This window comes from Paenibacillus sp. S-12, assembly GCF_030363895.1.
Taxonomy (GTDB): domain Bacteria; phylum Bacillota; class Bacilli; order Paenibacillales; family Paenibacillaceae; genus Paenibacillus_B; species Paenibacillus_B alvei.
In genome coordinates this window covers 1-23,341 of sequence record NZ_JASIUF010000027.1, presented here as the reverse complement: position 1 = coordinate 23,341, position 23,341 = coordinate 1, and the positions used below count along the sequence as shown (strand labels likewise).

Here is a 23,341-nt window from a genome sequence, read left to right as displayed (position 1 = left end):
GCTGACGTCCATATCGAGCCGATATGGAGCCCATATGGAACTCGAAATGAATTCGATATGAAGTTCGAATGCAACTTGATATGAAGCTAGGCACAGAGCTAACTACAATAACGCCAATAACCAACCGGAATAAGAAGCTGCATCACACGTAACGATCGGAATAAAGGGGGATTTTCGTGATTACCGTAACTGATTTACATAAACGATTCGTCCGTCCCGCACCGAAGGAGGGGGCCTTCAAGGGCATCCGTACTCTTCTCTCGCGCGACAAGCTCGTCAAAGAGGCTGTCCAAGGCATCAGCTTTACCATCAACAGCGGCGAATTTGTCGGGTACATCGGCCCGAATGGTGCAGGCAAGTCAACGACAATTAAAATGCTGTCCGGCATTCTGCACCCGACATCCGGAGATGTGCGCATCTTCGGATTAAGTCCGTACAAGGCACGGCGTCAAGTAACCCGGCGACTTGGCGTGCTGTTCGGACAGCGCACGCAGCTGTGGTGGGATCTCCCGACACGAGATTCCTACGATATCTTGTCAGCCATGTATGGTCTTGATGCCGCAGATAAGCACAAGCGAATTCAACAGTTGACGGAACTGCTGGAGATGGATGAATTCATGAATACACCTGTACGCCAGCTCTCGCTCGGGCAGCGAATGCGCGCCGATATTGCGGCCGCGCTGCTGCATGATCCAGACATTCTGTTCCTCGATGAGCCAACGATTGGCCTTGACGTCATCGCCAAGCGGAATATTCGCCAGTTCCTGAAGACGATTAATCAGGAGCTCGGCAAGACGATTCTGCTGACAACGCATGACATGGACGATATCGAGCAGTTGTGCAATCGCGTCATCGTCATTAATCATGGCAAGCTCGGCTTCGACGGCACAATCGACGACCTGCGCAAGCGCATCGGCTTGCCGACTGTCATCTCGGTTACCTATCGAAGCAGCTGCCAAATCTCTGACCAATCTAAGAATATACCCAGTCCGCTTCGCTTCCGTGAGTTGAACGGCCAGACTTTAACCGTGGAATGCAATCGCGAGGAATTGAGTGCCATGGATGCACTCCGTATCCTGGGGCAATTCGGTGAAGTGGAAGACGTTCACATGGAAGAACCGGATTTCGAGGATGTTATCCACCGTGTGTACTAGGCATATGGCTTCATCAGAAATCACAAAGAACAGCCCGACTAAGAAACGACTATCTTGTTCACAGCGTCGTTCCCATTCCTTGACTAAATATCGTGCGAATACAATCGTGGTATGGCTGATGAGCATGTCAAAGGATCTACCTTGAAATTCTGTACCTAGCTTCAAGTAAGATATCGCTATTATTTAAAGGTGCAAGTTTTTATAAGAAAGCTCGCAAAAAACTTGCACCTGATCAAATTTCGAAACCCATAGTTTTCTTTGAGTATCTCATGATTTTCCGCGTTTATGCATTATTCAGCAATCCCTAGTTAGTAAGGGTTTACCTCGCTTTTATAGCTGCGAAAGTTGAGTTATTAGAAATAGTTTTATAAAGATTTTAATACTAGATTTTCGCTGGGGATTTAGTCGCTCATCCGAATACGCATAAAAAAATCCCCTACGTCTACAGTATTGAATTCAAAATAGCTTGAATTCTTTATTGCTGTCTGCGATTAGGGGAGCATAGTAGATAACATCACTTTGTATTGTTAGGTTTTAAGTCTATTAAATTACAGAGACACAATAGAAAAAACAACAAAAGATGAATAGGTTGCTTGCCTGACTTTATGTTGGAAATATATTGATTTAAATTTGTTCATTTATAGTTCATAGGTAGAATATTTAATAATAAACTCTTCAAAATCCTGCAATCGTAGAAATGCATGCTGACTTCTGTAATTTACCCACACTGCTGACTGATCATCTAAAACGACGCACAGCATCCTCAAGTAAATCGTTTTCAAAAGGGGTTCAATTTAAAACTGGACATAATATACAATTTATGTTAAATTATCCTATAGTTGATAGGCTATATTTCCACCCTAGAGTATAAGACATCAAGTATATGGTCTTACACTAAAACAAATTTCGGAGGTGGCGAATGTTTAAAAAATTAGTAATCTCAGTTCTCATTATTTCTTTAATCGGTAGTATTTCTGGACAAGTATTTGCTAAGGAATCAATTCAAGTTACAGAACATTCAATACAAAACATCTTAGCAATGCCAAAGAAGGATATCACCTTCATTAAGGGTGGCTTTGACGATCTGAGTGATATGGAATATACGTATACTAGTAATTCAAAGAAATATAAGGCAATTGAGAAAACTTCCCCTGATCTCACACATGTTGATAGTGAAATCTATGAAGAAACAACGACTGGAGAGTTTGAACTCATTGCTAATCTAATGGTCGAGGTAAATGGGGCTGTCGTTGAAACCACAATTACCCCATCCAATGGAGAGCCCAAATTTGTTGATACCTTTATTAAGCCAGAACCAACTGATGCTAATACCTTTTCACCGGAACTAAACACTCTTGGTGATCGTGGTGATTATCCAATTTCAAGTTGGACTCATTATGGAACCTTTAATTATTCCACAAAAATCAAAAAATATACCGTCGCTGCTGTGACTGCAGTAATCTCAGGAATTGTAGGTGCAAGTACGATGGGAGCTGGGGCTGCTGCAACAATTAGTTCTACCACTGGGTTAATTGCTTATATCGTGGACGATCAAATCGAGGATATTTGGTATACTGATTTTGTATACTATAAAACTTTGCTTCCACCAGACCCGAAAATGTTTAGAATGAAAGTAGCTGAAAAAACAGTTCATTATTTTTATTCTGACTCCAATAGAGATAATCTTATGAAAGGAAGCCCTATTACTTCTGAATTTTGGTTGGATGGGTATAAGAAAAATTAATTAATGATTTATCAAATTATGTTAAGCATTTTCCTAGTATCTATTGGTTTTACTAGTTACCATTTAATAAGTGGAAAAGATTTAATGTCAATTGATTGGTATGAAATGTTGTATCTGATCATGTTTTCAGTTGTCCCACAAGTTATAGGAAGGATTTTAAGAAAATTCAAGAAAAAACAATGAAGATAACTCCAATAGGCTATTGGTGAACTGTGACCCGAGAGATGGACACTTAAGAGTGCCCCTCTCGGGTTATTTACGTTGCTTATAATGATCCCCAAGTATGAAAAACAAAGCAAGAAAAAATAAATTAAACTGAAACCATGGAGAAGAGCTCCATGGTTTTGGAAGCGTCTTTTCCTTACTTGCCGGACATATTCATTTGTAGCTCCCCTGATGGGGGCAGCCCTTCCTATATAGATGAAGCGACGTTATACGAGCTCGCGCACCGCTTCCAGCACTTGATCCGTATGTCCTTTCACTTTCACGCTCCGCCATTCCTTGATGAGCTTGCCTTCTTCATCAATGAGGAAGGTCGAGCGAACAATGCCGTAGTATTCGCGGCCGTACATCTTCTTAAGCTGCCATACTCCGAACAGATCCGCTACTTCATGCTCCGTATCAGACAGCAGCGTAAATGGCAGGCTGTGCTTCTCAATAAATTTGGTATGCGACTTGATCGGATCTGGGCTAATGCCCAGTACGACGGCGCCATATTTCTCAAAATCTCCATGATAATCACGGAAATCACATGACTCCTGTGTACAGCCTGGCGTCATATCCTTCGGATAGAAATAAATCACGACTTTCTTTCCCCGATAGTCGCTCAGCTTCACTTCCTGTCCGGTAGATGCCGGCAGCGTAAATTCAGGGGTCACTTGTCCAAGTTCAACTTGAGTGGATTGTGTCATTCGTATGAGGCTCCTTCCCGGCAGCCAAGACTGCCGTTCTATTGCTTTAAGCTTATCATCCCCCACTCTTTTTTTCAAAAATGATCAAGCTATCCCACTAAGAAAATACCTCTCTATATCATTACCAATAGGAAACAGCATACTCCTCCATTGACTAAAAATAGATCGTAAATAGCGGCGTTTCCTCTGTCACTTCAACAATTTTGGCTACTTCACTGCCGTATCGATCCACATTGAGCCAGTCGATAAAGTCCTCTGCCCCATACACATTGATATACCCCTTATATGAGAGCTCCCCAAATTCGATTCACTCATTATGCTGCCTAAATGGATGATTCCCCGTAATATTTTGCAAAAAATCTAAAAATTCACCTGACAAAGCCTTGATGTTCTCCCCTACACACTTGGGAACATCGATATAAGTAATAATGTGGCGCGCTACTATGATTTCAACTAAAACAGAGTCTTCTCCTTGCGGATCTGCATGTTGATCCAACACCAGTAATCCCTCTGATAATTGTTCAGAAACTTCACCATGCCTCGAAAGAAATTCAATCATCCGCTCCCTCGTATGGTATCTGAAATATTTACTGTAGCGAAGCAGCAATTCTTCTGACGTTGCATGAATTGGAATATCATATCTGTTAACCATAATCAACGCTGGACCAGTTTCGGGAGATTCATAATGATACCCTCGTTCAGAGGAGCCAATGCGGAATACGGTTAGAATCAGCGCCAGCTCCTCTCTCGTCAGACTAATCAACAGCTTCATATACGGCTCAAGCAGATTATTGCACTCGTACTGGTGGTCTCGGATTGCATGACTGCCATTCTCTTCTGATACATACTGCCCCATTTCTATACGCGTATCATTCGCTATCTCCCATGCTCGAATCGATGCACTAAAATGAATCACTTGATGTATGATTGGCTTCAATCTAACTACTTCTCGGTACATGCCCTTGCCTCCCTCTACTTCTTCTATTTCTTAATTCGACTCCTGTGCAAACGCGACCTTTATCCTGCCCTCATATCTCGGTGAAAACAAAAAAATCGCCCTCCAAACCCATTGCTGAATTGGAAGGCGATAACCTATTCGATTAAGATCCCGCCCCGCGGTATCGCTTAACACCGATGTTCCACAGCGTTAACCCAAGGGCGAAGAAGATAACCCCCACAACCGGAGTCAGGAGCGCCATCTGCTGCAGTCCCTTGTCCTTCATGAAGTAGGAGGCCGGAATGATGCCCACGAATGCGAATGGCAGAATCCATGTGAGCAGCACTTGAATGAACCGATTGTAGATCGTTAACGGATAACGGCCATAGCTCTGAATGTTCCACACGAGCGGTAGAATGCCTGTCGGCGCATCCGAATAGAATGAAATCGATGTTAGTGCAGAATAAATGCCGAAGTACAGCATCACCGATCCGATCAGCATCACGAACAGCATGAGCAGCTCCATGATGCCGAAGTCGAGACCTAGCCTGTTCCAGCATATGCCCATCATGATTGCACCAACGATAGAACCGATAATGGAGGGGGGATCTACATTTTCAAGGAGAATCTGAAATAGATTATGCGCTGGACGCGTCAATATCCGATCCATTTCCCCCTTTACGATATATCGCTCACTGAACCCCCACAAATTGAAGAAGCAGCTAAATATGCCATATGGAATCATGAAATAGCCATAGACGAACACCATCTCATCACGCGTCCAGCCAGCCAATGTCGGCGTATGCATGAAGACGATGAAGATGAAGATTAAATTCGTGACCTGAAATAGCAGATCCGATGCGATCTCTATCCAGAAGTCTGCACGATAGGTAAGGCGTGTTTTGATATAGTTTTTCAAATACTCACTAACAAGTCCGAAGTAATACATCGTGATCAACCTCCCTGCACGAACAAGCGTCTGCGCGCGGAACGCCACAGCAGCACAATTGGAATAACGAGCACTACCGCCCACAGCAATTGGATGCCGAGCGCTGCCCACACTTGATCTCCTGCCACTCTGCCTGTAAATACAGAGCTCGGCAAATACGTGATCGCTTGGAATGGCAGCCATTCATTCAACGCGAGCAGCCAGCCTGGGAAGAAGCTGATCGGTACAATAACACCGGAGAACAAATCGACGACAACCCGCTTCATACGAATCATGCCCTCATTATTTTCGATGAAAAAGGCCGTCAATCCCGTCAGCATATTCAACTGTGAATTAATCAGGAAGCTCATAAACAGCATGACACCGAATACCGCCCACTGCTTCGGATCCTGCGGAAGCTTCACTGGGAAAAGAATGCATGCGATGACCATACCCGGCCCCATGAAGAGCAGCAATCGGAACAAGCCTTCGCCGAACGCCTGCATCAGCTTGACGAATAGGTAATTGTAAGGCCGAATAAATTGGATCGCTACGCTGCCATCTCGAATTTCCATGGCAATATCACGATCCATGTTGTTGAAGTAAAAGGCGCGCGCCATCCAAGAAACCGCGATGTAAGTCGTCATCTGGTCAGCCGTAAAGCCTGCAAGTGTTCCTTGTCCGCCGTAAATCGCCTGCCAGGTGAAATAATACACGCCGATGTTGAGCGTATAGATGAGAATACCGGAATAGTAATTAACTCGGTAAGCCAGCATCAACAGGAAGCGAATGCGGATAAATTCAAGATATGCGCTAGCCATGAGTCACCGCTTCCTTCTCCTTGTCGTTCTCTTCCTTGCGCTCAGCGTCGTCTGTCTCCGGCTCCTTCGATTGTATGGACAAGAGAGGGCTTAGCCCTTCTGGCTTCTCAGCCGTGCCCGCCTTGTAAATCTCACGAACGATATCATCGGTATTCGTCTCAATAATGCTCAAATCCGATATCGACGCACCGCCAACCACTCGTCCTATGACATCCGATACATTCGTGGCAAATGGCACAAGAACCCCCGCTTCATAAGGAGATTCAACTGTCCATTCCACGTCAAGGCCGGAAGTAAGCGCCTCAACATCACCCGCTCGCATAGGCTTCGCAAATTGGAAACGAACCTCTCGTCCCTTGCCCCACGTAGACTTGAGCGTGTCCAATCCGCCGTCATAAATAATGCGCCCATCATCGAGCATAATGACACGCGTACATAGAGCTTCGATATCCTGCAAATCGTGGGTAGTCAGCAAAATCGTTGTTCCATGCTCTGCATTCAGCTGCTTCAAAAACTCCCGAATTTCCGTTTTCACAACGATATCGAGGCCAATCGTCGGTTCATCCAAAAACAGCACGGAAGGCCGGTGCAACAGGGATGCCACCAATTCACAGCGCATGCGCTGACCAAGGCTCAGCTTCCGTACAGGCCGGTTCAGCAGCTCTTGCAAGGAAAGACGCTCGACCAGCTCATCCAGCCGCTGCTTAAATTCCTTCTCTGGAACGCGGTATACCTTGCGCAGCAGCCGAAAAGATTCGATGACCCCAATATCCCACCATAGCTGGCTTCGCTGCCCGAATACAACGCCGATGCCGCGAACGAACTTCTCCCTTTCCTTATGCGGGATGAAGCCATTTACATGAATATCCCCAGCCGTAGGTACTAAGATACCAGTCAGCATCTTAATCGTTGTCGACTTGCCAGCTCCGTTCTCCCCGATATATCCGCATATTTCCCCTTGCGGAATCGTAAAGGAAATATCCTTCACTGCCATGACCTCGTTGTATTCCCGCTTAAATAGATCAAGCAAGGCCCCCTTCAATCCATCGCGGTTTTTTTGTACTTGGAACGTTTTGCGCAAATCCTGCACATCAATGGCGTTCATATATGATTCAGTCACCCTTTCCCTGATCATTGACCCGATACGCGAGTACAACTCATTCAATTGATTCGATTCTGTAAAAATTCTATAATTGGTTAGACAAGATGCGGAGCATTTGCCCATAACCTTTACTATAGCACGTAGGACGACTTGAAAGAATGCTGAATGCACCGGATTCGACATCATGATTCTCGCCGCTTTGCCGCCGGATGCGGAAAGGACGATACATATGTTGAAAAAGTATTGGAAGCATGCCCTTATCTCTGTTTGTGTATTCCTTCTGGCAGGCGCCGGTTATTATATCTGGTCCATGTACAGCAGCTTGAGCACTTTGCAAAAGCCGCCCGAAGCATCCCGCTTCACTCCTGTTGTGCACCGTGTGCCGGAGAAGGTTAATATCGAGCCTCCCAAATGGCAGGGAGAGGAGCGAGTCAATATTTTGCTGCTGGGCGGAGACTCTCGTGGCTTGGAAGCCAATGAAGTGCCCCGTTCAGACTCGATTCTGCTCGCCTCCTTCGATCCGAAGACGAAGCGCGCCAACCTGTTCTCCCTTCTGCGGGATACATACGTTGACATTCCTGGCTTCGGCAAGGATCGTCTCAATGCCGCCCTCTCCTACGGCGGGCCGGAACTAGCAATGAAGACGGCAAGCACCTTAACGGGACTAGACATTCAATATTATGTGTATACAGACTTCGTTGGATTTATCAAGCTCATTGACGCTCTCGGCGGCGTGGAATTTGAAGTTGAGAAGGATATGAAATATACGAGCAAGGCAGATAAGCACCAATACGATATTGATTTGAAAAAAGGAAAGCAACTGCTGAACGGGGAAACAGCGCTCATGTATGCCCGCTTCCGCTATGATGCCATGTCCGACTATGCCCGTACCCAACGGCAGCGCGAGCTGCTCGGGGCAGTGGCTGATAAGCTTAAATCGACTTGGAACCTGCTCCAGCTCCCCTCTCTCATTAAGGAAGTGTCGCCCTATGTGGAAACGAACCTATCGGCAGATGACATCGTGAAGCTGGCTGCCCTGGGCTATGACAGCACGATTGGAGCGAGTCATCAGCTTCCGCCAATGGACAATGTTGCCGATGCGCGGATCAACAATGCAGCCGTGCTCAAGGTCATGGACGACAATAAGCTCAAGCTATACATTCAAGAAGCTTTGGAGGTCACAGACAAGCCCTCCGTATCTGAAACTATTACACAATAAAGGGGATTCATCAACATGACAACGAATCGGAACCGTTCGGGACAATTGTACGAAGAAGCGCTCCAACATATCGTAGGCGGGGTCAACAGCCCTTCCCGTTCATTCAAGGCAGTCGGAGGCGGCTCTCCCGTCTTCATGGAACGCGCACAAGGCGCGTATTTCTGGGATGTTGACGGCAATCGATACATTGACTATCTAGCTGCCTATGGCCCTATCATTACAGGCCATGCCCATCCGCATGTAACGAAGGCTATCGTTCGGGCAGCACAGAACGGCACCCTGTACGGCACGCCAACCGAGCTTGAAATCAAGCTTGCTCGGATGCTGAAGGAAGCCATTCCGTCCATGGATAAAGTCCGCTTCGTCAACTCGGGCACCGAGGCGGTTATGACAACAATCCGCGTAGCCCGCGCTTATACGAAGCGAACGAAGATTATTAAGTTCGCTGGATGCTACCACGGACATTCGGATCTCGTGCTCGTTGCAGCAGGCTCTGGTCCTTCTACACTTGGCATTCCAGACAGTGCTGGGATTCCAACCACGATTGCTAACGAAGTCATTACAGTTCCATTCAACGATCTTGGCAGCTTGAAGGAAGCATTGGAGCATTGGGGAGACGATGTGGCTGCCGTTATGGTCGAGCCTATCGTCGGCAACTTCGGCATGGTTATGCCTGCAGAGGGCTTCCTTGAAGGCTTGTGCAAGCTCGCTCGCGAATACGGGGCGCTTGTTATTTATGATGAGGTTATCAGTGCATTCCGCTTCCATTACGGCTCTGCCCAAACATACCGCGCCTTCCCTGACTTCGCGGCAATTGAGCCGGATCTGACGGCAATGGGCAAAATCATTGGCGGCGGCCTGCCGATCGGCGCCTATGGCGGACGCAAGCACATCATGGAGCAAGTAGCTCCGCTAGGCCCTGCATACCAAGCAGGTACAATGGCAGGCAACCCTGCTTCGATCTCTGCCGGCATCGCATGTCTGGAGGTTCTACAAGCAGAGGGCGTATACGAGCAAATGGAGGAATTGGCGATCCGTCTGACGAACGGCATTCAAGAAGGTGCTGACCGTTATGGCGTACCGCTTACAATCAACCGTATTCGCGGCGCATTCTCAACGCACTTCTGCGATCATCCGGTCACGAATTATGCAGAAGCACAGGAAACGGACGGTGAAGCATTCGGCGCATTCTTCCGTCATATGCTTGACCAAGGCATCTGCCTTGCACCTTCGAAGTACGAAGCATGGTTCCTGACTACCGAGCATACCCCGGAAGACATCGAGCGTACGATTGAAGCCGCGCACGAAGCATTCCGCCGCATGAGAGACTAGTTCGGCGAAGAGACGAATAAACAAAGAGCTATTTCTATCATCTAAAACAGATCCGTTATAGCACAGCGCCCCAACCAATGCAATAAGCACAGGTCGGGGCGCTTCTTCTTTATCATCGTGCAGTGTGACTTTCTCGACGAAGCCGACTTGCTTGATACATGTCGTATGCTTCCTTTACCCATGTGAACAAATACGCGCTCCCGCCGTGATCGGGATGCAGCACCCGCAGCAGCTTGCGGGACTGCTTCCTCACCTGCTTCGCATCCGCTTCTTCAGGGACACCAATTAGCGTATGAAAGGACAAATCCTTAGCGGCGGATGGTGCGTTCCCTGTTGAACGCGAGCTGTCTCCATAGGTTCGGTTGTATGTATTCCTCTCACGAGATGCCTCTTCCTCCCATGCAGCCAGTTCCCGCAGCCATGTTGAAAGCACGCGCTCCAGCTCATTTTCATCTGTAGGCAGCATGCCCTGCCAGAAGTCATACTCCATTTGCCTCATTCGCTGTTCAAGCTGCTCCATAACATCATTTCGAGTAATTAGCACAGCCTTCACACGCTCTGCTTTGCGGAAAAGCTGAAGAATTTGCCGGGTCGCCCATTCCGGTATCTCGGCAGCAAAGGCATGCAGCACCTTCGGCATTTCCTGATCCCGAACATGAAAGTCCTGAAGAAACTCCATTAGCCACTCCTGTTGGCTTACGTTCAGGCTGGAGCCGATTTGAACGGCAAGCTGAAGCTTGATGCCGCCATTCTTCAGCTTAACAGACCAAGACTCTGTCAACTGCTCTAATGCATTTACAATGGAAATCAGATAAGGATCCGTAACTTCTATAGCTTTATTACCTTCTGTATCTTTATTGCTTTCATTACTCTTGATCCCGACTGTTGTCTCAACTCCGGCATCCTTCTGTTCACCCTTCCGCTTCATCATCATGCTCCTTTCCCCAGCAAGCTTCAACCCTACACTAAATTGATTCATGCTTGGGTGCCTGTATCCTTACACATCCGGTTCAGGTCTCTCAAGCAGTCCTCCTGGAACTGGCTCAACGATACGGAACATGCATTTCGTACCGCCTTCCACGATGCATTCCATCCGATCGACATCCGCATGAAGCACCGTGGCAAACATCGACTGCTCGCATCTGCAAGGAGAACCGAACTGAGCCGCAACTTGCGAAATCGGGCAATTGGCCTCTTCCAGCCAATAGCTTCCGTCCTCACATCTGCCCCATCTAACCATATAGCCTTCCTTATCCTGTAGTGCTGCCAATGCACAGATACGTTCCTCTAAGGTGGCTTGATTTAATAACGGAGCATACCGTTTCTCTTGCTTCTGCCTGCGATAATGGAAAAGCTGCTCCACCGTATCTTCACCGGACTGTTCCTGCAGTTGCTCAAGAATATCGATGATCAGCGCATCATATGCACTGACGAACAGCATGCTTGCTTTATCGGTCAAACTATACTCATAAGTAGGTCTTCCTAGCTGCTGACGAATCAAATGAGCGTGTACATACCCGCCCTTTTGCAGCGCATATAAATGCCTGCGAACGGCTATAGCCGATAGTTGAAGGTGCTTCGCGATAGCGGGCACCCCGACTGTTCCCTGTTGCTTTAAAAACAATAAAATATTACGACGGGCTGAATGATTAATCATATTGGCCTGCTGCGTAATCGTCATCTTACAGCCTCCCTAACTTGCAGGCGATGCGGGTCTATTCTTTTCCTTTGTCCCAATTCCACCATCTCCTTATCTTCGGTCTGGAACAGCGGTTTGATTTACGCTCGATTCACGTATAGTATAGAAAATATTTTTCCTTAGATCAACTTTGTTTCCTCAAACAGATATACACCCAGCTTTATTGCCTGCTTCATCGAAATACGAAAAAAGCCAACGGAACGAATCCGCTGGCTTTCTGCCTTGCCATCTGGCTTATTTGAATGTACCAACCAAGAGGGTACTTACAGCTTTTTAATTTCTTCCTTCAAGAGCTCAGACTGGGTACCGAATACAACTTGTACGTTGCCTTTGCCCAATCTCATAATGCCTGCTGCCCCCAACGCTTTCAAACCAGACTCGTTAACCAAGCTGTCATCTTTCAGCGTCAGACGAAGACGAGTAATACAAGCTTCGTTTGTAATGATGTTATCTTTTCCACCTATATTTTCCAATACCTTAACAGCCTTTTCTTTGATCGTGCTATTAGCTGCACTGGCTGTTGCCGCATTAGACTCCTCTGTCTCTACTTCGCGTCCAGGTGTCTTCAGGTTCAGCTTCACGATAAGGAAGCGGAATAAGAAGTAATAAACAACGAAGTATGCAATACCGATTGGAATGAGCAACAGTGGCTTAGTCGCAAGCGGGAAGTTCAGTGCATAGTCGATAAACCCTGCCGAGAAACCAAAGCCGTGCTTGATTCCCCACAATGCTGTAATTACGCCGGAGATACCGGACAACACAGCATGCACTACGAACAATACTGGAGCTGCAAACATGAACGCAAACTCAATCGGTTCTGTAACACCTGTTAAGAAAGAAGCAAATGCAACTCCCATAAAGATCGATGCTACAGCTTTGCGTTTTTCAGGACGTGCAGTGTGAATAATGGCAAGTGCTGCACCAGGCAAAGCAAACATCATAATCGGGAAGAAACCTGTCATAAACATACCAGCCGACTTGTCTCCTGCGAAGAAACGAGTAATATCACCCTTCACGACCTCGCCAGCGGCATCTGTAAATGTACCGAGTTGGAACCAAGCAATGTTGTTAAGGATATGATGCAAGCCTGTTGGAATAAGCAAGCGATTAGCCAGCATAAAGCCGCCAGAACCGATTGCACCTAAACCAACAACCCAGTTACCAAATGAATCGATAGCTTGTTGTACCGGACCCCAAACAATCGCAAAAGCAAGACCGATAATAATAATCGAAACGGATGTTACCATCGGAACAAATCGTTTTCCGCCAAAGAATCCTAGCCAATCAGGCAGCTTGATATTATGATACCTGTTGTACATAAAGGCAGCCAAACATCCTGCTAATATACCGCCTAATACACCCATATCCAATTTCAAGTCATCTGGGATGAAACTGAAAATACCAGGAGTGATCTCCAATATTTTCATAAGAATGATATGAGCAAGCACAGCCGCTAATGCAGCAACTGCATCTCCCGCTAATCCTATTGCAATGGCTACTGCAAATATGAGCGGTAATTGTTTAAAGATGGTATCCCCACCTGCAAGTAAAAATGGAGCTACATAATGGTTCAAAAACTCGCCTGCAGCGCCCATGTGAAAATCTTTCACGTAGTCAATAGCGCCGAATCGAAGTAAAATTGCCGCCGCCGGAAGAGTTGCTACCGGAAGCATCAATGCACGACCAATTTTTTGCAAAAAGGCTAGCATGTGTCGTTCCTCCTTGTGGTGAATAAGTAAAGTATGGATAAAAGGTCAAAGATTTATGCTTCGACCTGTCATCTCCATCGCCCAAATGAAAGCGCATTAGAGAAAATAAAAAAAGCATGAGCTTGCGACGAGCCGACATCCCAAATTGCCTTGGATGTTGTCTCTCAGCAAGCTCATGCCTAGTCGAACTAGTAACACGCTTGTATGGCTTTATTCTGAATCTTTATGGAACAAGCGATATAAATGCATTGCGATGTATGCCGTTTCATCTTCGGGGACTTCAATCTCCAGCTTCTTCGACATTAAGTCTGCACATTTCTGTGCTACGCTGAATTCATAGGGCGCCATATCCTTCAAATTTTCTCGGAATGGGTTCTTCGTCGCCTCCCCTTGGCGAATGCGTTCCATCGCAAAGCGCAAATGCGTTATCAACCGTAAGTAATCAATACTGTCCTTCGGAATGGCCCTGCTCCGTTCACGTTCGATAAGAGCAACCAAATCCTTCAACAGATGATTGTATTGTACAAAGCTCCCGACAGGGACATGAGCAACGGCAGATTGGATATGGATTGTCAAAAATCCAATCTCATCTTCCGGTACTACAACATCGAACGTCTTCCCGATCAGCTCAGCGGCTTGGGAAGCAAGTTCGAATTCCTTCGGGTTCAATGTGCGAATTTCCCATAGAAACGGATTCTCAATCGCAATATCGTTGCGAAGACGATAAAGCGCATATTCAATATGGCTCGGCAATGCGAGATGAATATGCTCGTTTAAATCCGGCGTTAACTGCTCCGACACCATCGAAATAATCTTCTCCGATACGACAATGACTTCTGCATCAATTTGTTCGAGCAGCATTTGATATTGCGATAAATGCTGCTTATCTTCAATCGCAAAAGTCTTCTCGATTCGTGTATCACCCATCTCCAGCGAACCTCCGGGCTTTGCGCCGAAGCCGAGCCCCTTACCCATAAGAATGGTTTCTTTGTTCGCCAACACATCGTTTGCCAATACGACATTGTTGCTTAATGCCCGTACGATTTCAAAGCGACGTTGTTCTGACAAAGTAAGGCTCCTTTCCCCTGAGAGTGCACATCGAAGATCCCATTTTGAAAACGTTTTCGATTCTGCGTCAACTGTATCATTTATTCTAGGTGAATCTACAATCCTTGTCAACGAAATAAATCTAATTTTGTCGAATATGTACGAAAATTGCAGAATAATAATTCTTTGTCATTTTATAGACACATATGGAAAGGATGATGCAGCCAAGAGAGAATCTGATCCTCCCCCAATTGCATCATCCATTATATTTTAAATAGACATTTCTTGAACTGCAGATACGCGGTCAACGACCAGAACTTGAATCTCTTCAGCCGTCTCCAGCATCAGTGCTTCTTCCGCAAGCTTGCGCATTTCTTCACGGTTCAAGCGGCTGAGCAGCACACGTACCGGAAGCACAGAGCTTGCGCTCATGCTGAACTCATCCAGGCCAAGGCCTAGCAGAATTGGAACAGCCTTCAAGTTGCCGGCCATTTCGCCGCACATGCCGGCCCATTTGCCTTCCTTATGCGCAGCATCAATAACCATCTTGATCAAGCGCAGAACGGCTGGATTGAATGGCTGAGTCAAGTGAGATACTTGCTCGTTCATTCGGTCAGCAGCCATCGTGTACTGAACGAGATCGTTCGTGCCGATGGAGAAGAAGTCAACTTCTTTTGCCAGCTGATCTGCAATAATTGCCGCAGCCGGAACCTCGATCATCATGCCGACTTCCATCTCTTTATTGTAAGCAATGCCTTCTGCATCCAGCTCTGCTTGGGTTTCCGCCAAGATTGCGTTCGCTTCGCGGAGCTCGCTTATCGTCGAAATCATCGGATACATCAGCTTAATATTGCCTTTCGCACTCGCGCGAAGAATTGCACGAAGCTGTGTCTTGAATAGATCTTTACGATCCAGGCACAAGCGAATCGCACGGTAGCCGAGGAATGGGTTCATTTCCTTCGGAAGCGGCAAGTAAGGCAGCTCCTTGTCCCCGCCAATGTCCAATGTGCGGATAACGACAGGCTTTTCTGCACCAAGCGTTTCACATACGGCAACATAAGAGTTGTATTGCTCCTCTTCAGATGGGAAGTTGTCGCGACCCATGTAGAGGAATTCCGTCCGATACAAGCCAACACCCTCAGCACCGTTATTGCGCGCACCAAGCGCATCTTGCGGGTTACCGATGTTCGACACGAGCTCAACCTCGTGACCATCCGCTGTGATTGAAGGTTTGTCCTTGTACAGCTTCATTTCTTCCTGACGCTTCTCGAACTTCATTTTCTTCTCTTGGTAAGTCGCAACCGTATCCGCATCTGGATTGATGAGGATAATGCCGCTAGAACCATCGAGAATGATCATGTCGCCGTTCTTAACGGTAGATGTAGCATCCTGCAAGCCCACTACTGCAGGAATCTCCATCGAACGAGCCATAATCGCAGAGTGGGAAGTACGTCCGCCAATGTTCGTCGCGAAGCCTGCTACCTTGCTGCGATCCAGCTGGGCTGTATCGGAAGGAGTCAAATCATGCGCGAACAGCACAACTGCCTCTTCGAAATCATTCAGAGAAGCAGATTTCTTGCCGGACAACAGACCCAATACACGCTTGCTTACATCGCGGAAATCCGCCGCACGCTCACGCATATATTCGCTGTCCATGCTGCTGAAGATGTCAACCAGCTGCTGAGTCACTTCCGATAGAGCAAACTCTGCATTGACTTTCTCACTGCGAATCTTTTCAATTGCCTGTCCAATAAACTCTTCATCCTGCAACACAAGGATATGTGTAGCAAAAATTTCAGCCTGATGCTCGCCTAATTTTTTTGCAGTATCTTCTTTAATCTGTTCCAGTTCGTTCATCGCCAACTGTACAGCTGTTTGCAAACGAGTTGCTTCTGCCTGCACATCGTCAATCTGCTTGCGCTCTACCTCGGACGTATCGTGTTCAAGGATGAAAGCTTGACCGATGGCGTAACCGGATGCAGCTGGGATACCTTGAAGTAGCATCGGTTCCTCCACTCCTTTTCCGCGTTAATGATTTACTGAATCTATTAGTCCAATACGGATTCGATTACTGCGCCTACCGCTTCAACTGCTTCAGCAGCCTTTTCGCCTTCCGCAGATACGGTTACGGTGTCGCCAGCTTTCATACCAAGCGTCAATACGCCCGTGATGCTTTTTGCGCTTACTTTGCGGCCGTTGAATTCGATTGTAATTTGCTCGCCTGCGAATTCGGCAGCTTTCTTCATGATTGCGCCCGCTGGACGAGCATGGATACCTTGTGGGTTTTTAATTGTAAATTGTTTTTCCATTGTTATGCCCTCTCTTCTCATGTGTAGTAGAATGCGTTTTTCTTCTTTAAAAAAACAATCTATTTCAATACAATTTCCAACAGCTCATCGGAGTCTGCTTTTACATTGCCTGTGTTCGCTTTCAACTCAGCGACAATGTCGCCGTTCGCGACAATAATCGGAGTAATAACTGGAAGACCTGCTTCTTTAATTTGTGCAATATCGAACTCGATAAGCGTTTGGCCTTTTTTCACTTTGTCACCGGACTTCACATGCGGCTTAAATGGCTTACCTTGCAAGGATACTGTGTTCACGCCGATGTGAACAAGCAATTCCAAGCCGGACTCATGCGCAAGAACCAAGGAATGGTGAGAGTCGATCAAATGCACAACATGACCGTCGAATGGAGAGACGAATACGCCCTCTGTTGGCTCAATAGCAATACCGTCACCAATAATTTTTTGTGAAAATGCTGGATCCGGTACTTGCTCCAATGGTACTGCTTGACCTGTAATCGGTGCTGTAATGGAAATTTTCTTTTTCTTTTTACCAAAACCAAACATATTGAGTTCCTCCTTGTAATTAACCATGTGAACTTTCGTCCGTCATTGTATTTGTCGTTATGACGTTTGAAAAAAATGCCAATTTCTCTTGTGAGAAAATAAAAAGGCATGCGCTAAAGCATGCAGTTCACCCCCGTGAACGGCCGCTTAGCTCATGCCTAGTCGTACTAGTAACACGCTAACTTCCTGTGTAAAATTCACACCCATTGTATCATGGTGGCTGCGCGGGATGCAAGCGAGCGGGCTATTGGTGAAATCTAGTCGATTCGCACCTTCCTCAAATGGCTGCTGAGTTATGCGGTATCCATAAGATGTGCGTTCTGGATACAATTCATACCGTCCGCACCTCATTATGACTACATTACATATATACCCACTATATCCACAAATGCCGCAAATGCACCACATGATTTATGGTCGATTATGATCTTATTTTATTCATACGCAGCTCTCGCCATAACGTTTCAAACTGCATATGCACAACTTTTCCCTACTATGTACAATCCGAGATTCATTACGGGACATCATTGCTTATTCGCTTTGTTCTGCGTAGTAGCAAGAAACGCCTACTTTCAGCAATTTGCTGGTCATATCGTCCGGCAGCGGACTGTCAGTGATGCATCCTGTCAATCCTTCAACAGAAGTAACCGTAAATAAGGAGGCCTTGCCTACCTTCGTATGGTCAAATACGGCAAAGGTTTGCTGTGCTTGGCGCATCAGCATGCGGGCCGTTTGCGCTTCCAGCTCCGAGTACGTTGTAATGCCCTTGGTTATGGAGAAGCCATCGATGCCCATAAATAATTTTTCAATATTCAAATGCTCAATTGTTCGTTCCGCTAAGGGCCCGCACAGCTCGAAACTGTTGCTGCGCATAACGCCGCCAATCACGACAACCTGTATTCCTTCACAGTCTGACAGCTCCATCGCAATATTTACAGCGTTCGTCACGACGGTAATGCCTTGTCGCTGCTTCAATAACCGGGCAAGCAGGAATGTAGTTGTTCCCCCGGTCAAGCAAATACTGTCGCCTTCTTCAATGAAGTCCAAGGCTCGTCTAGCGATTGCTTCCTTCTCCAGCCACAGCAATTGTCTCTTCTCATCGAAGGAAACCTCTCTCACTGTGCCCGGCCCCTCAAGCAATGCTCCGCCAATCGTACGAATCAGCTCCCCCTTGCGCTCCATTAAATCCAAATCCCGTCGCGCTGTAGCTTCTGAACATTCGAACCGCTCAATAATCTCTGCTATCGTAATGCGTCCATTCTGCTTCATCACTTGCAAAATTTGCTGGCGCCGCAATTCACCCTTGGATAACGATTCACTCATGCGTTACACTCCATCCGTTCCATATTCATACCTGTGTCGGGGTTTGCTTCTTATGATGAAACGCGATCCTAACGAAAGGCGCCAGCTGCTTATAGTCCTTGGCTCTCAAATTCCAGACCAGAACAACTCGCCTACATTAAATAGATACAAACTGCGTCAGGTTCCGCGGATCGTCCGGATTCAAGCCCCGCTTGATCGCTGTATAATATCCGTTATATTGAACAAAAGGCAGGTACAACACCGCACGCGCTTCATCGCACGCATCCACATGGCCAAGCTCAATGACCTTATCTGCGAATGCCGTGTCGGCTCCCGCTTTTGCCGTTACAATCACAATCGTCGCTCCGTACTGCTTCATCTCTTCCGCTACCTTGAGCTCATAAGCACGAGCACATTCCGACAAGAGCAATACGACCTGCGCTCCCGGCTCCACAATCGACTTCGGGCCGTGTCGGAATTCCAGAGTTCCATATGCCTCTGTCCACATATAGGTCATTTCCTTCAGCTTCAAACAAGCTTCAAGAGCCAATCCATACAGCGCCCCCATGCCCAAATATATCGTTTTCTCAAATTGATGATTGTTCACCCACGCAGATGTCGTTTCATCCGCCATTGTAACGAACGCACTGCTGGATTGCAACACTGCCTGCAGCTCGGCCAATTCCTTCTCGCGCCCCGCACCAAGTGCAATAGCCGCCTGCATCATAAATGTCATGCTGCTGAGCGATTTCGTCATAACCGTACTCTTCTCTGCACCTAGTGGAGATACGAGGCATGGCGTCATTTGCGCCATCTTGCTGTTCGGATGACATGTAATGCCGCATGTTGTCCAATGCGTCAAGTCCTTGACTGAATCCAGCGCCAGAATGACCTCATGGGATTCACCAGAACGAGACACCCCGACGAGCAAAGTTTTCTTCGATGGCGTTACGGTCTGCTCACGGAACAAGAACAGATCAGAGGATGGATGCGCAGCCGCACTTCTCCCTGTCCACTTGCGGTATGTAGCCACCATTGTCATTGCCTGGTACCAGGAAGAGCCGGAACCAATGAATATAACCTCTTCAAATTGATCGTTGCCTATATATTGATCTACCCAATCCTTCTGATTGTGCAGCTGATCCCAAGCCGCCTGGAGCGCCGCCGCTTGCTCGCTGATTTCCCGGTACGTATGTGTATCAAGTTGGTTTGACATCTCACAATTTCCTCCCTTATAATCAACTTAATGAAATTATAAATCATAATTATGATCGTTTCAATCATTTATATGCAGGAGGTTACGGAAATGGGACATCTTATCAGCTCTACATCCATGCTTCAAGCTGCACGTGAACAAGACTTCGGAATTACTGCATTTAATGTACATACACTAGAAATGCTGCAAGCGGTCGTAGAAGCAGCCGAGGACACGAATACACCGCTCATCTTGCAAACGACGGTAGGAACGGTTAAGCATTTAGGACCGGAATATATCGTTGCCGCTGCTCAGACAGCAGCGAAGCAAGCCTCTGTCCCGATCGCACTGCATTTGGATCACTGTACGGATTATGAGCTTCTCGTTCAATGCATCCGCGCAGGCTATACGTCTGTCATGATCGATGCTTCGATGTATCCTTATGAAGAGAATGTTCGCCGCACGCAGGAGGTTGTGAAAGTAGCGCTCGCTGCAGGCGTCAATATTGAGGCGGAACTGGGCAAAGTTGGCGGCGTGGAGGACGACATCGTCGTCGAGGAAGAAGATGCGCGTTTGGCTGTTCCAGAGGAGTGCGCTGCATTCGTAGAAGTTACAGGTGTTCCTACATTGGCCCCTGCCATTGGAACTGCACACGGTATATACCAAGGCGAGCCGAAAATTGCCTTCGATCGGTTGGAACAAATATATAAGCAAGTCGGCGTACCGCTCGTTCTGCATGGCGGCTCCGGCATCCCTGAGGAGCAGGTGAAGCGCTGCGTGAAGCAGGGCATGGCGAAGATGAATGTTGCAACTGAGCTGCGCATCGCCTTCTCGAATGCAATCAAAGATGTATTCACAGCGAATCCAAATGAGAATGACCCACGTAAATATATGGTGCCAGCGAAACACGCCGTAAAGGAATTGGCGATTCGCAAAATGGAAATGGCAGGATGCATCGGCAAGGCAAACGCCGTTCGCTAATGGCAATTGGAGGAACAAAAATGATTACAACGGTTACCCTAAATGCAGCGATTGATAAGACCTATTACATTCCCGGCTTCAACAGCAATGCGCTGTATCGGGTCGACCAGACGCTCGCAACAGCGGGAGGCAAAGGCATCAATGTCGCTCGTGTTATCCATGCCCTAGGAGAAATGGTAACGGCTACAGGCTTCGTAGCTGGCTACAATGGGATGGCAATCACGGGTATGCTTCGAGAGGAAGGCATTGGAACAGACTTCATCTCCGTTCCCGGAGAGTCGCGTCTCTGCCTGAACATCATCGATCCAACGGGAGGCACACAGACGGAACTGCTAGAGGCTGGCCCATCGATCACCCCGGAATCAATAGACGCGATGAAGGCCAAGATTGAGGAGCTTGCGGCAAAATCTTCACATGTTGTCTTCTCGGGGAGTCTGCCGAAGGGCTGTGGCACGAACCTATACGCAGAACTCATCGACATCGCTCGCGGTCAGGGTGCAATTCCTGTTCTCGATACAAGCGGCGATGCGTTAATCGCAGGGATTCAAAGTCGACCTTACTTGATTAAGCCGAACGAACATGAAGTTACGAAGCTAACAGGCGGACTAGCTGACAGTGAGGATGAGATTGTGCGTGCTGTACAGCAGCTCATGCAAAACGGAGTCGACAATGTCATTGTCTCCCTAGGGGAACGAGGTGCGCTCGCTGGCTGCGAAGAACAGTTATATGGCGTGTCCATTCCTCGTGTGGAAGCCGTGAATGCAGTCGGCAGCGGCGATTCCATGGTGGCTGGTCTCGTTGTGGCGGATCGTCGCGGTTTATCTCCTGAAGAAAAGTTAAAGCTTGGCGCAGCTTGCGGCACAGCCAATGCGCTTATGCCCTCAGCAGGTATGGTAAGGATGGCTGACGTAGAGTCGCTGCTTCGCGAGATACAGGTTACACCATTATCTTCATTCCTTTAACGCTTGTATCATTAAGTAAAAAAGTCGTGCGCTCCGTTTTAACGGCCAAAGCTACACGACTTTTTTATTTGCGGAATCAGCAAAAGTTACTTAATCTCCCCTACAGGATTGGCGCAAGCACTTTGCCTTTTTGAACAAGGCAATAAGCGACCTCATAGGTAAGCGGAATAAGGCCATTCTCCTGTTGAAAGGTATCGATATATGCTCGCTTCATGGCTTGCATCAATGTTCGATGGCTCGTTCCTTTTTTTCTGTCCCCACTCTCCGCTCCATTCCCTTGCTCGCTATGAACCGCATTTCCAGCACCAACCCGTCTCACCTGCGCAAGCGCTGCATGCACGTCTGGAAACGTGCAGCAATAGCTTTTGCTCTCCCATTTGATTGTTTGATCCTTGTTGCACTCTTTGCTATTCATAAGCCATGACACCCAATCATCCTGATTCGGATAACACTGGCCTCGCGGAACAAATGGGATCCCTAGCGCAGCTTCAGCTTGACGGAAGGACTTATGCAGTTCCTTCACCGTCCCCGGCAAAAAGGTCGAAAACGCCAGCATTCCGTCAGGCGCAAGCAATCGAAGCATGTGCTGGACGGTAATAGCTGGATGATTGAACCACTGAAAGGCGGCACTCGATGCAATCAAATCGAAGGTTGGCTTCTTCATCTGTGATTGCATCTCATCGAGCCATGCCTCGACATCTGCCGCTATGGGATACACCCTGTCAAGTGATACTCCCGCTCGTTCCAGCTTCGTACAGGCATGCTCCAGCATCCGCGGCGAGAGGTCAATCAATGTAAGTTCTACGTTGGGGAATACCTGCACTAATTGCTCTGACAGCATCCCTGTCCCGCATCCTACATCAAGGATGCGCATGGTGCGAGGTATTTCGCCGCCGCTCTGTATCGATTCAGCCGCATGGCTGCCTTGGGGATAAGGATGAAGGGATGGATAAGTAGAATTTGGAGCGTACTTTGGAACGGACTTTGAAGCGGATTTAGGGACATATTTTGAAGCAGACTTATGGGCAGACAGCACAGCCCCTTGACATGCCCCCCGCAAAGGTGCGAGCTCCACGGTGCGGCGAATCTGCTCTACAAGCTCATCCGCCATCATACGCTGCACTTCGGCATAGCTGTCATACTCCTTGGCATGTTTGTCAAATCGCCGTTGTACGAGCTTTTTGTCTACGTTTGCTCCCTGAAATCGCTCGGTATGTTCAACCTGTTGTTGCTTCCCGTTCATTCCTGCCCTCCTTCCCCATTGATGTGGTGGTAATGGGGGATATCTGTAGACGGTGCGCTGCACCACGTACGCACCGATTGTATCCATTGCGCCGTCTGCGTAGCGAACGGCGCGTGTCCGGCAAGCGGTGAAATGCCGGCTGAAGGCTTCCATAACCAAGTCCATATAGGATAGCGGCAGCACAGAGCATCCAAGTGGATGTAC

21 protein-coding genes and 1 pseudogene are annotated in these 23,341 nt (G+C 47.5%); 6 read left to right on the top strand and 16 right to left on the bottom strand.

All coding sequences use genetic code 11. From position 1 onward, the window contains the following. The first annotated feature begins 176 nt into the window (after positions 1-176). Complete coding sequence (locus NO352_RS24780) at positions 177-1,154, top strand: ABC transporter ATP-binding protein (RefSeq protein ID WP_268598924.1); 978 nt, start codon at positions 177-179, stop codon at positions 1,152-1,154. Here the strand turns inward: NO352_RS24780 and NO352_RS24775 are convergent. Then, positions 1,152-1,334 (bottom strand): annotated as a pseudogene (locus NO352_RS24775) (IS4 family transposase); the annotation flags it as partial. The gene NO352_RS24780 and the pseudogene NO352_RS24775 overlap by 3 nt on opposite strands. 739 nt (positions 1,335-2,073) lie before the next feature. Here NO352_RS24775 and NO352_RS24770 point away from each other — a divergent pair. After that, positions 2,074-2,898: a hypothetical protein gene (locus NO352_RS24770; protein WP_005543225.1), complete on the top strand. Its 825-nt coding sequence runs from the start codon at positions 2,074-2,076 to the stop codon at positions 2,896-2,898. A 431-nt stretch (positions 2,899-3,329) separates the two neighbouring features. Here the strand turns inward: NO352_RS24770 and bcp are convergent, their stop codons facing one another. From bcp to NO352_RS24745, 5 genes are all read right to left on the bottom strand, one after another. Beyond that, positions 3,330-3,809: a thioredoxin-dependent thiol peroxidase gene (gene bcp / locus NO352_RS24765; RefSeq protein ID WP_005543226.1), complete on the bottom strand. Its 480-nt coding sequence runs from the start codon at positions 3,807-3,809 to the stop codon at positions 3,330-3,332. Positions 3,810-4,116: 307 nt separating this feature from the next. Continuing rightward, positions 4,117-4,767, bottom strand: a complete 651-nt coding sequence (locus tag NO352_RS24760) for a hypothetical protein (protein WP_289357013.1) — start codon at positions 4,765-4,767, stop codon at positions 4,117-4,119. A 142-nt stretch (positions 4,768-4,909) separates the two neighbouring features. Beyond that, entirely contained in the window at positions 4,910-5,695 is a 786-nt protein-coding gene (locus tag NO352_RS24755) for an ABC transporter permease (RefSeq protein ID WP_005543228.1), read from the bottom strand. A 5-nt stretch (positions 5,696-5,700) separates the two neighbouring features. After that, a complete protein-coding gene (locus NO352_RS24750; protein WP_005543229.1) occupies positions 5,701-6,495 on the bottom strand; it encodes an ABC transporter permease in 795 nt (264 codons plus the stop codon). Beyond that, complete coding sequence (locus tag NO352_RS24745; protein ID WP_171418509.1) at positions 6,488-7,600, bottom strand: ABC transporter ATP-binding protein; 1,113 nt, start codon at positions 7,598-7,600, stop codon at positions 6,488-6,490. Before NO352_RS24745 ends, NO352_RS24750 begins: the two co-directional genes overlap by 8 nt. A gap of 181 nt (positions 7,601-7,781) precedes the next feature. Between NO352_RS24745 and NO352_RS24740 the strand changes: the two genes are divergently transcribed. Further along, on the top strand, positions 7,782-8,816 hold the full coding sequence (locus NO352_RS24740) for an LCP family protein (RefSeq protein ID WP_289357012.1): 1,035 nt from the start codon (positions 7,782-7,784) through the stop codon (positions 8,814-8,816). Between the two features lie 15 nt (positions 8,817-8,831). Further along, positions 8,832-10,148, top strand: a complete 1,317-nt coding sequence (locus tag NO352_RS24735) for a glutamate-1-semialdehyde 2,1-aminomutase (protein ID WP_289357011.1) — start codon at positions 8,832-8,834, stop codon at positions 10,146-10,148. 112 nt (positions 10,149-10,260) lie between these two features. On the opposite strand, the gene NO352_RS24730 is transcribed toward NO352_RS24735, so the two are convergent. From NO352_RS24730 to NO352_RS24690, 9 genes are all read right to left on the bottom strand, one after another. Next, positions 10,261-11,127: a J domain-containing protein gene (locus NO352_RS24730; protein ID WP_289357010.1), complete on the bottom strand. Its 867-nt coding sequence runs from the start codon at positions 11,125-11,127 to the stop codon at positions 10,261-10,263. 18 nt (positions 11,128-11,145) lie between these two features. Continuing rightward, complete coding sequence (locus NO352_RS24725; RefSeq protein WP_289357009.1) at positions 11,146-11,829, bottom strand: helix-turn-helix transcriptional regulator; 684 nt, start codon at positions 11,827-11,829, stop codon at positions 11,146-11,148. 281 nt (positions 11,830-12,110) lie between these two features. Further along, positions 12,111-13,556 carry a PTS transporter subunit EIIC gene (locus tag NO352_RS24720; RefSeq protein WP_005543235.1) on the bottom strand — a complete coding sequence of 482 codons (1,446 nt, stop codon included), beginning with the start codon at positions 13,554-13,556 and terminating at the stop codon, positions 12,111-12,113. 210 nt (positions 13,557-13,766) lie between these two features. Further along, positions 13,767-14,624, bottom strand: a complete 858-nt coding sequence (gene glcT / locus NO352_RS24715) for a glucose PTS transporter transcription antiterminator GlcT (protein WP_268621319.1) — start codon at positions 14,622-14,624, stop codon at positions 13,767-13,769. A 249-nt stretch (positions 14,625-14,873) separates the two neighbouring features. Then, a complete protein-coding gene (gene ptsP, locus NO352_RS24710) occupies positions 14,874-16,607 on the bottom strand; it encodes a phosphoenolpyruvate--protein phosphotransferase (RefSeq protein ID WP_268621317.1) in 1,734 nt (577 codons plus the stop codon). A gap of 44 nt (positions 16,608-16,651) precedes the next feature. Further along, positions 16,652-16,912: an HPr family phosphocarrier protein gene (locus NO352_RS24705; protein ID WP_005543238.1), complete on the bottom strand. Its 261-nt coding sequence runs from the start codon at positions 16,910-16,912 to the stop codon at positions 16,652-16,654. 59 nt (positions 16,913-16,971) lie between these two features. Further along, positions 16,972-17,454: a PTS sugar transporter subunit IIA gene (locus tag NO352_RS24700; RefSeq protein ID WP_262866371.1), complete on the bottom strand. Its 483-nt coding sequence runs from the start codon at positions 17,452-17,454 to the stop codon at positions 16,972-16,974. A 531-nt stretch (positions 17,455-17,985) separates the two neighbouring features. Continuing rightward, positions 17,986-18,777, bottom strand: coding sequence for a DeoR/GlpR family DNA-binding transcription regulator (locus NO352_RS24695; protein WP_163974282.1), 792 nt, complete (start codon positions 18,775-18,777; stop codon positions 17,986-17,988). 136 nt (positions 18,778-18,913) lie between these two features. Beyond that, positions 18,914-19,972, bottom strand: coding sequence for an SIS domain-containing protein (locus tag NO352_RS24690; RefSeq protein ID WP_289357008.1), 1,059 nt, complete (start codon positions 19,970-19,972; stop codon positions 18,914-18,916). Positions 19,973-20,062: 90 nt separating this feature from the next. Here NO352_RS24690 and NO352_RS24685 point away from each other — a divergent pair, with 90 nt between their 5' ends. Further along, positions 20,063-20,932 carry a class II fructose-bisphosphate aldolase gene (locus NO352_RS24685; RefSeq protein WP_289357007.1) on the top strand — a complete coding sequence of 290 codons (870 nt, stop codon included), beginning with the start codon at positions 20,063-20,065 and terminating at the stop codon, positions 20,930-20,932. A 20-nt stretch (positions 20,933-20,952) separates the two neighbouring features. Further along, positions 20,953-21,894 carry a 1-phosphofructokinase gene (gene pfkB / locus NO352_RS24680; RefSeq protein ID WP_289357006.1) on the top strand — a complete coding sequence of 314 codons (942 nt, stop codon included), beginning with the start codon at positions 20,953-20,955 and terminating at the stop codon, positions 21,892-21,894. A gap of 100 nt (positions 21,895-21,994) precedes the next feature. Here the strand turns inward: pfkB and NO352_RS24675 are convergent. After that, the coding region (locus NO352_RS24675; protein ID WP_289357005.1) for a methyltransferase domain-containing protein at positions 21,995-23,341 on the bottom strand (1,347 nt) is incomplete at its 5' end.

Coding starts and splice junctions, on each gene's coding strand:
- NO352_RS24755 (WP_005543228.1), bottom strand. CDS start 5,695: ATGTATTACTTCGGACTTGTTAGTGAGTATTTGAAAAACTATATCAAA.
- NO352_RS24690 (WP_289357008.1), bottom strand. CDS start 19,972: ATGTCAAACCAACTTGATACACATACGTACCGGGAAATCAGCGAGCAA.
- NO352_RS24730 (WP_289357010.1), bottom strand. CDS start 11,127: ATGAATCAATTTAGTGTAGGGTTGAAGCTTGCTGGGGAAAGGAGCATG.
- NO352_RS24735 (WP_289357011.1), top strand. CDS start 8,832: ATGACAACGAATCGGAACCGTTCGGGACAATTGTACGAAGAAGCGCTC.
- NO352_RS24705 (WP_005543238.1), bottom strand. CDS start 16,912: ATGGAAAAACAATTTACAATTAAAAACCCACAAGGTATCCATGCTCGT.
- NO352_RS24720 (WP_005543235.1), bottom strand. CDS start 13,556: ATGCTAGCCTTTTTGCAAAAAATTGGTCGTGCATTGATGCTTCCGGTA.
- ptsP (WP_268621317.1), bottom strand. CDS start 16,607: ATGCTACTTCAAGGTATCCCAGCTGCATCCGGTTACGCCATCGGTCAA.
- NO352_RS24770 (WP_005543225.1), top strand. CDS start 2,074: ATGTTTAAAAAATTAGTAATCTCAGTTCTCATTATTTCTTTAATCGGT.
- NO352_RS24725 (WP_289357009.1), bottom strand. CDS start 11,829: ATGACGATTACGCAGCAGGCCAATATGATTAATCATTCAGCCCGTCGT.
- NO352_RS24750 (WP_005543229.1), bottom strand. CDS start 6,495: ATGGCTAGCGCATATCTTGAATTTATCCGCATTCGCTTCCTGTTGATG.
- NO352_RS24700 (WP_262866371.1), bottom strand. CDS start 17,454: ATGTTTGGTTTTGGTAAAAAGAAAAAGAAAATTTCCATTACAGCACCG.
- NO352_RS24685 (WP_289357007.1), top strand. CDS start 20,063: ATGGGACATCTTATCAGCTCTACATCCATGCTTCAAGCTGCACGTGAA.
- bcp (WP_005543226.1), bottom strand. CDS start 3,809: ATGACACAATCCACTCAAGTTGAACTTGGACAAGTGACCCCTGAATTT.
- pfkB (WP_289357006.1), top strand. CDS start 20,953: ATGATTACAACGGTTACCCTAAATGCAGCGATTGATAAGACCTATTAC.
- NO352_RS24740 (WP_289357012.1), top strand. CDS start 7,782: ATGATTCTCGCCGCTTTGCCGCCGGATGCGGAAAGGACGATACATATG.
- NO352_RS24745 (WP_171418509.1), bottom strand. CDS start 7,600: ATGAACGCCATTGATGTGCAGGATTTGCGCAAAACGTTCCAAGTACAA.
- NO352_RS24760 (WP_289357013.1), bottom strand. CDS start 4,767: ATGTACCGAGAAGTAGTTAGATTGAAGCCAATCATACATCAAGTGATT.
- NO352_RS24695 (WP_163974282.1), bottom strand. CDS start 18,777: ATGAGTGAATCGTTATCCAAGGGTGAATTGCGGCGCCAGCAAATTTTG.